Consider the following 11,421-nt stretch of genomic DNA (forward strand, 5'->3'; position numbering starts at 1 on the left):
TAGAGGACTGCGTAAAGCTTAAATCATATAACTTTACTACAACTACAAAGAACAGAAGAGAAGTAAACTCTTTTGCAAAGATTAATGATGCGACTATGAGGCAAATGCCTAAAATATCGTTTAGTAAAGTATGGGGAAATAGAGGTAATATTGAATCAGATGCACACGAGAAAAGTTTCATAGATCCTAACGAAGTTGGCATGACCATTAATGATGGGACAGTTGTGAGCGATTTAGTTTTTGGAAAGAACAGTGTAACTCATGTTGTGGGTAGTCTTTTAGATGGCAAGGCAGGTAAGGTCACTAGGGTAACAATTAAAGATGGTGGCAAGCTCTATATTTATCAAGGAGGTGTGAGTGAAGACAACATAATTGTAAATCGTGGACGTGAAGTTGTTGCAGCTTTAAATGGAGTTCAAGGTTTATCGAAAAATGCTACAGTTGAAGAAGGAGGAGAACAAATTGTCGAGGATGGAGGAAGGGTAGAAAATAGCACAATCATTAGTGGTGCACAGTTTGTTTATGGAAAAAATATAGTTGGAAACAAGATGCAAGCTAGTCTTGCTCTTAATACAACAATTTCTGGTAAAAATCAAAATAAGGGAAAGCAAGAAGTTTATGATGGTGGAGTAGCCCAGAATACAGTAGTTAAGCAGGATGGTATACAATATGTTCAAAAAAAAGATCAAAGTGTAGAAGAAGGCGGTTCTGTATTTAATACCATAGTTTTTAAAGGTGGTGAACAGCATGTATTGGCAGGTGGTCAGGCTACCCAAACCACTTTAAAGGAGACTGCTATTCAAAAAGTATACGCTGGTGGATATGTAAAAACTTTGACGATTAACGATGAAGCAGAATCATTAGTGTTTTCTGGTGCGACACTAGGAGGTGTAACAATGGTGCAGGATTCTGGAAAGCTTCGTCTTTATGTGGGAGATGATCAACATAATTCTAAAATAGAAGAAGTTGTTTTAAAAGGTAAAGATGCAAAACTTTATTCTATTGCTTCTGAAGGTAATGGAAAAAAAACCTTAATTCAAAAATTAAGTGGTGAAGGAAATGTTATTTTTGCATTTACTGGATCTGATCCGTATTATTCTCAACTTCATGTGAATGATCTTTCAGGAAGTTTACATTTTGAGTTCAATACCGATATTGCAGGTGGTCTTGGTGATTATCTTTTAGTTGATAAGGGGGAAGGGCATCACACAATAAGCGTTTCTGATTCTGGAGCTGAGATTACAAATCGTTTTTCAGGAGTACATGATTTAATTACTGATAAAAGCGGTGGAGCTTCTTTTACTCTGGAAAATTTCTCAAACAATGAAGTTAAAGCCATTGATGGTGGTGCTTATATGTATAGTTTAAAACATAGAAAGGACGAAAATAAGCAAGTTTGGTTTTTGTCTGCAAAATATGACGATGATTCAGAAGGTCCAGATCCAGCAGAGCCGATGAATCCTGATAAATTATTAACTACTCCTTCAACAGATGCGGTGTTATCTACATCAGTGGCGTCTGGTCTTATTTTTAATAATGAGTTGCAAACTGTCCGTTTGGGTAGAGGAATTTTTGATAAAAACAGGAAAGATGATGCTACTTTCTGGGGATATACGATTACAAATAGAGAACGTGTTGCTACAGGGCATACAAATTTTAAACTTGACCAGACAGGTATAATATTGGGTTCTGATCAGTTACACGAACTAACATACGGAGATTTGTATATTGGTGGTTTGGGCAGTTATGATCATGCACGTATTGCGCATGCTCGAGGTGGAGACAGTTATATAGACATCTATAGTATTGGAGCTTATGCAACCTATTTTGATGAAGATGGATGGTACTTGGATGGTGTTTTGAAATATAGTTATTATCATAATAATCTAAAGGCTATTTCAACAAATGGTCTAGCTGTGCAGGGAAATTATAATCAATGGGCGATAGGCGGCTCATTTGAAATGGGTGGTCGTTTTAAGACAGAGAAAAACACTTTAGTACAGCCTTATGTTAGATTAACAGGAGCGCGTGTTGAAGATAAAAAAGTAAACCTTCTTAATGGGATGACAGGTGATATAAGTCCATTTATGTCACTCCAGAGTGAAGTTGGGGTGTTTGTGGGGCATGAGTTTATTGGTAGTCCAAAGATTCCATTAACGGCTTATATTACAGGCGCTTGGGTACACGAAAATATGAATAATAATAATACGGTCATTAATAAGCAGCATAAATTTATCACTGATTTATCTGGAAGTGCAGGAAAAGTTGGAATTGGTTTCAAGAGTGTAGTCAATGATAATTTATCGCTTTATATGGAAGCTGATTATTTAAAAGGATCTAAGATTAAAAAATTACTTCAAGGTCGTTTGGGTATGCGCTATAATTTTTAATATGCATTTTACTCTTCAATGAAGTTGATAGTGTCATATTTTACGAATTGCATACTTTGATGTTTCGATAATGTTTTTTGGCATGATATGATTTTTCATTCATCACAATAATTACCCAAATTGTGTTTTTTTAAATGCAATTTGGTTTTTTGTTATGTTGTTTAAATGAAATTAAGCAATAAATTCACTTGTTGCTGTAACTGTTTTGTAAAGAATTGTTTTATCATAGAATAAAATACAATATGATGTAAACTGGCGTATTGCAACATAAATAAAACACATTACGTTATTAATTTGAGACATTACCTACGTAGTCGCAGGATTTTATTTTTTTATAAAGGAGTGTGGATTATGCGGTATAAATGTAAATTAGGTTTTTCAATATTAATGATCAATGGCTGTTTAGTGCAGATCGTGGATGCAGATGAAAGCAAAAGGGGAGAGTTAAAACGTATTGGTTCTGGGGCAGGCGGTTATAGTCAGGTGAATAGTAACATTCAGGTCCCAAAAGGTTCTGCACTGATTACTAATCTTTTTAGCAGCAACACTACAATTTCATCTGGTGGAGTAGAGGTTGTTGATCAAGGGTCTTCATTGAATGCTACTGTAGAAAAAGACGGGATGCAGATAGTGACGCGTGGAGGAAGTGCAACGAATACTAAAATTTTAGGCGGTCAGCAGTTTGTTTTCGAGGAGAAAAGCTTTACACGTTTTGATAATGATGCAATTAGACGAAGTACAGCTTCTGAAGCTATAGTTTCTGGTACGGGTGGATCGATAGGACAACAGAATGTGTATGATGGTGGGCACTCTTGGAAGACGAAGGTTAGTAGTGGAGGAGAACAAAATCTTTATACAGGAAATAAAAGAGCAGGAGGGGTTGCATCAAACACTACAGTGTCTGGAACTGGTAGGCAGCATGTTTTGGAAAAAGGAAAGGCTATTGGAACGACTTTGCAAGATCATGCTATTCAGGTAGTCTATTCTGGTGGAGAGATCGATGGTTTAACAATTGGTGGTTATGCTAGCGCATGGATACATTCTGGTGCAAAAATAAGTGGGGGAGTAACAGTTAATTCTCATGGACATCTCTATTTATATGCTAGCGATAGCATAGATCATATAAAAAAAGAAAAACTTTCAATAGAGAATCGAGCTCCAGAAGAATTTTTCTCGGTTGGAATGCGTGATGACAAGAATAGTACGTGGTTTCGTATTCACAGTTTAAGTGGTGAAGGCGGAAATGTTAGTTTTGTTACTATTCCGTACGATCCACGTCATTTATCACTTCATGTAAACAAACTTTCAGGTCGTTTACACTTTCATTTTAATCTTGATACAGCAAAAAATAAGCGTAATCAGTATAGTGAGTACAATAAGTATGATCGTACAAATCAGCATAGTAATTATTTATTGATTAGTGAAGGGAAAGGTAACCATACAGTAAGTGTCGCAGATTCTGGTGTTGAAATTACAAATTTTTTCTCACAAGAAAAAGACTTTTTTCCTCGAATTGAATTGATTACTGATAGAAGTTCCGGGGAAGGTGCAAATTTTACTCTGGTCAATCATTCTGGCAATCCCATTACATCTGTTGATAGTGGAACTTTTATATACGGTTTGTATAAAGGTAAGAAAGAAGTAGATAAATCAGGTTATTACGTATTTTGGTATTTGGGTGTGAAGCAAGACGATACAGAGCTTTTAAATACCCATTTTCGGAGTTCTAATAAGGGAAGGAGGAATGAGAATGGGCATGTTAGTTGGAAAAATTTTCGTTCTCAAAGTGGAGGTTCAACTTCTCGAGCTAGTAGTAGTGGACAAAGCCGTGGGCAAACTGCTCGTTCACGACCTCCGCGTCATTTAAGAGAGAAACAGGATGATAAGAATGAAACTTCGAGTTTTGATAATGCTTCTAATACTTCTGTATCTTTAATTGATCAAATTATTGAACGCCCAAATGGTCAGAGTTTACGTTTACCACAAGAACCACAAGAGATACGAATTTCTGATTTTTTGACCAGTCCCTCTACTGATGCAGTGTTGTCTATGTCTGTGGTGCCAGGCATTATTTTTTATAATGAGCTGCAAGCGGTGCGTGCTGGAAGGGGAATTATCAATGGCAGTCAAACAACTTCTTCTTTTTGGACACAGGCGATCAAACATAAAGAGCACATTGCTACAGGTCATATAGATTTTAAACTTGATCAGACAGGAATAATATTAGGTGTTAATGGTTTAAGTGAATTGATGAGTGGAGAGTTTTATATTGGTGGTTTTGGGAGTTATGATCAAGCACGAGTTGCGCATGCTCGGAAAGGTACTAGCAGTATAAACAGTTACAGTGTTGGGGCATATGCAACTTATTTTGATTATAGTGGATGGTATTTAGATGCCGTTTTAAAATATAATAATTATCAGAATGATTTGAATGCAGTTTCAACAAATGGTTTGGATATCCATGGAAATTATAATCAATGGGCGGTAGGTGCGTCACTTGAAACGGGGTATCGTTTTAAGCTGTCACAGCAGAGTTGGATGCGTCCTTATGGGGGATTAACTTGGTTGCAAGTTGCCAATAAGGAAATAAAGCTTTCTAATGGAATGATGGGGGATTTAAGTCGATTGACTTCATTGCAGAGTGAAGTTGGAGTATCGGTGGGTTATGAATTTGGTTCTGACACAAAAACACCATCAGTTGCTTATATTATGGCATCTTGGGTGCGTGAAAATATAACGAAAAATTATACGACGATTAATAAACAGCATAAATTTATTACTGACTTATCTGGCCATGCAGGGAAATTAGGCATTGGTTTAAACAGTTCCATCAGTGATAGATTAATGGTTTTTGCAGAAGCTTCTTATTTACAAGGGCAAAAAATTAAACAATCATTTCAAGGTACTTTGGGTTTACGTTATACTTTCTAATTCGGGTGTGTCGTTGGGAAGTAAAACACGCAGCATCTAAGGAGCAGTTAAAAGGCGTGCGCTTTTGCGAGGTTTCGTTTTTTTTTAAGCCTTATTTTTTCTTATTGATGGATAATTTTTGAGATTTTTAGATAAGTGCAACTTTGTAAAAGAATGAGTGTATTTGGATGATGGGTTTACTAATCAGGGGCGCTTTTTTATATTTACGGAAGTTTTTTTTATAATAAAATAAGTAAGTGTTTGGTAGGAGAGTGAATTTTGTGTCCTACAGAAAAAATATAAGATAAAATTAGCAAAGACAAGTTGCATAAATAAGTCAAGGTTTAAGTAAGAGAAGAGATGTTTTTTGGGGGGGCGGTTTGATTTACAATGCAACATGTTTGTATCTTATGCAAGAAGCACATCAAATGTTATGCTAAGTAATTGATTTGTACCATGTAATTTATAACATAATTCTTATTAGACTGGTTAAAAGTAAAATGAGAGTGAGGTAATTATTGGCATAACGAAAGAAAAAGCTGTGAATTTTAAACTGTAAATTATCCTGACAAAATTCTTAAACAAGTTATTGAGCTTATATGATTTCTTGCTATTCAGAATTATAATTTTTCTTTGGATATAATGCGGAATTAGCTGAAGAGCTTGATAGAAAGCTGTAAGTGCTACGACAATATGGAAAAGTTGAAGCAATTTTTCTATTTTAAAATTGCATTGAGATATAAGTTGTAGCAGAAAAAATCATCTTAAATTATTAAATACAGTTTAACAGCTATCTAATGAAAGTGTATTTTTTTGTTACTAAAATTTGATTTTTATAATTTTTCTTACTTGTTACAGTTTTTTGCTATCAAAATTATCATTTGATCAATGTTTATTAAATTAAAAAATTATACACAAAAACAATTAATTATCTTTAATTTAATTTTTTTCACTTAGTATAAAATTGAGTATCAAGCTATAGAAGTTTATTTTATAGTCCTAAAAGTTATTGCAGATTTTTTCATAATTACTTGGCAAGAGGCTTGAGTATAGCTATAGAACGCCCAGGTCAATGTTGTAAAAATGAAATAAAGGTAGTCCAATGGCTGTAGAACGTACTTTTTCAATGATTAAACCAGATGCAACGCGTCGTAATTTAACAGGAACAATTACAAAAATGCTTGAGGATGCGGGACTGCGTGTTGTTGCATCTAAGCGTGTATGGATGAGTCAACGTGAAGCTGAAAGTTTTTATGCCGTTCACAAAGAGCGTCCATTTTTTAGTGAATTAACCGAATTTATGTCTTCTGGTCCAACTGTTGTACAGGTTTTAGAAGGTGAAAATGCTATAGCAAAAAACCGTGAAATAATGGGTGCTACAAATCCCATGGATGCACAAGAGGGAACAATTCGTAAAATGTACGCTTTGTCGATTGGAGAAAATTCTGTGCACGGTTCAGATAGCGTTGAAACTGCAAAAACAGAAATTTCTTTTTGGTTCTCTGAGGTGGAAATTGTTGGTTAATAGTTAATAAAAGCGTATACAAGAATCAAAAAACCCCAAAACATGCTGTTTTGGGGTTTTTTATATAGAGTTATAGAACTCATTTTAAAAGTATGCGGATTTCATGCAATAACATGTTTAAGTCCTGCACGAAAATAGTCCCACCCTGTCCACAATGTGAGAATAGCCGAAACCCATAGCATCGTAATACCAAACTCTATTGTGTAAGGAATAACTTTATTTCCGGCTGGTCCTGCTAAAAGAAAGACGATAGCGACCATTTGTACAAAAGTTTTCCATTTTGCAAGGCGAGAAACAGGGACGCTGACTTTCAATTCAGTTAGATATTCACGTAAACCTGATACAAGAATTTCTCGACAAAGAATGATGATAGCCGCCCATAATGTCCATCCGGCAATGGTACTGTCTGCAGCAAGCAGTAGCAAACAAGCAGATACAAGAAGTTTGTCTGCAATTGGATCTAACATGCGACCTATATTCGATGTTTGTTCCCAAATGCGAGCAAGATAACCATCAAAAAAATCTGTAATGGACGCCATTATAAAAATGGAAACAGCGGTCCAACGTGCGATATCGCTTGATTGCAACCGCCCTTCTAAAAAAAAGCAAGCAACAACCATTGGAACTGCAATAATTCGCGCATAAGTTAAAATATTAGGAAAAGAAAACGCGTGATTTTTCATGGAGCCATTTTTAATTCTTCTTAAAATACAATTTATTTCATAAAAGTAACAAGGCAAAGATTATGAAACAAGATTTATTTTTTATTAAAATGGTTATAAATTTTTTGTGCAATTGTAGCAGAAATTCCTGTAACTTTAGCTAAATCCTCGATAGATGCGCCAGCAATGACTTTAGCACTGCCAAAATGGTAAAGTAATGCACGCTTTCTTGCTGGACCAATATTTTCTATTTCATCGAGTGGGTTTTTAAATGTCTCTTTTTTCCGTTTTTTTCTGTGCGTTCCGATTGCAAAACGGTGTGCTTCATCACGTAAACGTTGCAAAAAATAAAGGATAGGATCACGTGGAGGAAGTGTAAAGGGCGCTTTGCCTTTTATAAAAAAACGTTCACGTCCTGCTCTGCGATCAACACCTTTAGCTATCCCCACTACCGTAATAAGATTATCTAATTTTAATGTAGATAATATTGTATGCACACTGTTTATTTGTCCTTCACCACCATCAATTAGCATGAGGTCAGGCCAAATGGGAAAATGGTCATTGTCCTTTCCTTTTATGGTGTTCTCCTTTATATTGTTGCTCTTATTAGGCAGTCCATACTCTTTGATAAGACGTGAAAATCTTCGTTTAATAACTTCTTTCATCATACCAAAATCATCGCCTGGTGTAATATTTTTTGAACGAATATTGAATTTGAGATATTGGTTTTTAACAAATCCCATTTGCCCAACAACAATCATAGCACCTACAGCGTTTGTTCCCATAGTATGGGAATTGTCATAAACTTCTATTCGGTATGGGATATGGGGCAGTTGGAATGTTTTGGCAATACCCTGAATCAGTTTCGTATGTGTAGCTGTTTCAGCAAGTTTGCGTTCAAGGGACTCATGAGCATTAATATAAGCGTGCTTAACAAGAGCTTTTCGTTCACCTTGTTTTGGTATAGATAGGAATATTTTACGATTTGCTTTTAAGCTGAATGCTTCTGTAAGAAGCTCTTTTTCTTCAATTTCTTCAGATAAAAAAATAAGTTTAGGAAGAGGCTTATCATCGTAAAATTGAGCAAGGAAACTCGTTAAAATTTCAGCATTAGAAAAAGATGGATCCGCTTTGGGAAAATAAGCCCGGTTTCCCCAATTTTGTCCCATACGGAAAAAGAATACTTGAATGCAAGTTATTCCTTCTCGTTGTGCAATTGCAAATATATCTGCTTCTTCTATTGTTTGAATATTAATGCCTTGATGACTTTGTATGTGTGATAAAGCTGATAAGCGATCACGATAGGTTGCAGCTTGTTCAAAATCAAGGTTTTCTGCAGCTTTATGCATAGCTTGAACCATATCATTCTTAACTGATTGACTCTTTCCTGAAAGAAAATCTTTGGCTTTTCTGACTAATTCTGTGTAATTACTGTCTGTAATTTCATGCGTACAGGGTGCAGAACACCGCTTAATTTGATAAAGTAAGCAGGGACGTGTACGATTTTCAAAAACTGAATCAGTACAAGTGCGTAATAAAAAAGCGCGTTGTAAAATGTTGATTGTTTGTGTAACTGCACTTGGAGAGGCAAAAGGACCAAAATAATTAGCTTTTCGTGTTCGAGCGCCACGATGTTTGTAAAGTGCAGGTGCTCTATGATCATCGGTAATAATGATATAAGGAAAGCTTTTATCATCGCGTAATAACACGTTAAAACGTGGGCGCAATCTTTTGATAAGATTAGCTTCTAAGAGTAGAGCCTCTGTTTCTGTATGTGTGATGACAAATTCCATCTGATGTGTCATACGAATCATATTGGCAATACGGTTATTGTGTCCTTTTTCACGGGTATAACTTGCAACGCGTTTTTTTAGATTACGTGCTTTGCCAACATAGAGAACATTACCGTTCTCATCAAACATTCGATAAACTCCTGGCATATGTGGAAGGTGGTGTTTGACAAACTCTTGTATGAGTTTAGCACCTTTGAACTGATTACTTCCTTTGTTTTGATTGAAGTTATCCCATGTAATGTTAGAGAAGAAAGGTATCTTTTCTTGTTCATTTTTAGAACAATTTGTTTTGTTCTTTAAAACCATTCAGTTTATCCAAATATATTTTGCATTTTTCATATAAAGTATTCTTCTTTATCGAGTATTGTTGTCTATATTTTTTTATTTTTACAAATAATGTCTTGGGACATGAATTCATATAACTTTAGAATTATTTCTTTTTACAAAAAAAAACATGAAGACAGTTTTGAAAAACAATTTTTATGAAGTTACACCTTGGTTCATTGGCTTATTTATACAAAAATCAATTTATGATAAGCTAAGATGGATGTTTTATTAAGAAAAAAATGAAATTCGTATTACTGGTTCCTATGTGCATTTTTAGATGATGTTCTATAAAAGGTTAAAGAAAACGATAACGTAGCATTGCACTTTTTTAGCCAATTTATTTGCAAAATTAATATATTTATTAAATATCAGAAGCTTTTATAATTATTAATTCCATTATGTTTTTGGAGTTATTAATATCTTAATTTTTTTTACAGCTTTTAAATTGAATATATAGTAAATTTTTCACGTTAAATATGCCTTACATTAAAGAGGTGGTACAGTGTAACTTTTTAAAGAAAAAGGTGTTTTTGCTTTAAAATATAAATTTTTGCGCCTTAATTTATAGCAGATATCATTGCTAAGCATTGTAAGTTGATTTTTATTTTCAGTGCCGTTGGGTTGGGTTAGATCTACAATAAATTATGTTATAAGCAAATAAGCAGTTGTGTATTATGCCAAAATACTGCTTTTAAGATTGACATGATATGTACAAGTTGTCTCAATAAAACTAGGAATTATGGCTCAAAATAAGTATTAAGGTGTTGAGACAATGTCAGAAATAAAAGCTATGATTATTGGCATTTCTGGTCCTTTCCTAACAGATGATGAAAAAATATTCATTACTGAGCATAAGCCTTGGGCTTTTATTTTATTTACACGCAATATTGGTACAGCAGATGATGTTAAGATGCTGACTACATCACTACGTGAGATCAGTGGACGTGATGATGTTTTTATTTTTATTGATCAAGAGGGAGGAAGAGTACAACGTTTGCTTCCACCTCTTGTCCCTCTTTATCCAGCAGCCGAGACTTTGGGAAAACTTTATAAAAAAGATCCGGGTAAAGGAATTCGTGCTGCATGGATTATGTCTCGGCTTCATGCGTTTGATTTAATGAAATTTGGTATAAATGCCAATTGTCTTCCTGTTTTAGATATTCCAATAGTAGGAGCGCATGATATTATTGGAACGCGTGCTTATGCTCAGGAGCAAGAAATAGTAGTAGCTTTAGGACGTGTTGCTGCTAAAGGGCTTTTGGATGGTGGAGTTTTACCAGTGATGAAACATATTCCCGGACATGGAAGAGCACTTTCTGATACGCACTTTGAGTTAGCACGTGTTGATACACCATTTGATATTTTGGAAAAATATGATTTTGTACCTTTTAAAAAAATGGCTGATTTGCCAGCTGCGATGACGGCTCATATTGTTTATGAAGCGATTGATAATAAGTTTCCTGCAACGCTGTCTGAGAAAGTTATTGAAAATGCTATTCGTCAAAAGATAGGTTTTGACGGACTTTTAATGTCCGATGACGTGTCAATGAAAGCTCTTTCAGGGACTGCTTTTTCAGCAAATTTTTCAGATTTAACACATAGAATTTTTGCAGCAGGTTGTGATATTGTTCTGCACTGTAATGGCAATTTGAAAGAAATGTTGGCCGTTGCACACGCTACTCCATTTTTAAAAGGAAAAGCATTAAAACGCGCGTGCAGTGCTTGCACTAAGGTTTTGCAATATGATCAATCAGATGAAATTGCTTTAAGAGAAGAATTTTCAAATCTTTTGACTGTATTAAAATAGTTTTTTG

The 11,421-nt window shown here is 34.9% G+C and carries 6 protein-coding genes; 4 read left to right on the plus strand and 2 right to left on the minus strand.

Annotation, left to right across the window (positions count from 1 at the left end; translation table 11 throughout):
• The first annotated feature begins 104 nt into the window (after positions 1–104).
• The 3 genes from bafA (V4P55_RS00960) to ndk all read left to right on the plus strand — a co-directional run bounded on the left by bafA (V4P55_RS00960) (position 105) and on the right by ndk (position 6,825).
• Positions 105–2,390: a BafA family autotransporter gene (gene bafA / locus V4P55_RS00960; protein WP_455474535.1), complete on the plus strand. Its 2,286-nt coding sequence runs from the start codon at positions 105–107 to the stop codon at positions 2,388–2,390.
• Positions 2,391–2,741: 351 nt separating this feature from the next.
• Complete coding sequence (gene bafA / locus V4P55_RS00965) at positions 2,742–5,321, plus strand: BafA family autotransporter (protein WP_455474536.1); 2,580 nt, start codon at positions 2,742–2,744, stop codon at positions 5,319–5,321.
• A 1,081-nt stretch (positions 5,322–6,402) separates the two neighbouring features.
• The gene (gene ndk, locus V4P55_RS00970; protein ID WP_455474538.1) at positions 6,403–6,825 is read left to right on the plus strand and encodes a nucleoside-diphosphate kinase; all 423 of its coding nucleotides are present in this window, start codon (positions 6,403–6,405) and stop codon (positions 6,823–6,825) included.
• A 101-nt stretch (positions 6,826–6,926) separates the two neighbouring features.
• Here ndk and pgsA read toward each other — a convergent pair whose 3' ends face one another.
• Together pgsA and uvrC are read right to left on the minus strand one after the other, a co-directional pair.
• The gene (pgsA, locus tag V4P55_RS00975; RefSeq protein ID WP_455474539.1) at positions 6,927–7,508 is read right to left on the minus strand and encodes a CDP-diacylglycerol--glycerol-3-phosphate 3-phosphatidyltransferase; all 582 of its coding nucleotides are present in this window, start codon (positions 7,506–7,508) and stop codon (positions 6,927–6,929) included.
• 74 nt (positions 7,509–7,582) lie between these two features.
• Positions 7,583–9,586, minus strand: a complete 2,004-nt coding sequence (uvrC, locus tag V4P55_RS00980) for an excinuclease ABC subunit UvrC (protein WP_455474541.1) — start codon at positions 9,584–9,586, stop codon at positions 7,583–7,585.
• A 793-nt stretch (positions 9,587–10,379) separates the two neighbouring features.
• Here uvrC and nagZ point away from each other — a divergent pair.
• Positions 10,380–11,414, plus strand: coding sequence for a beta-N-acetylhexosaminidase (gene nagZ, locus V4P55_RS00985; protein ID WP_455474542.1), 1,035 nt, complete (start codon positions 10,380–10,382; stop codon positions 11,412–11,414).
• Positions 11,415–11,421: the final 7 nt, after the last annotated feature.

It is taken from the genome of Bartonella sp. B30(2025), assembly GCF_053793825.1.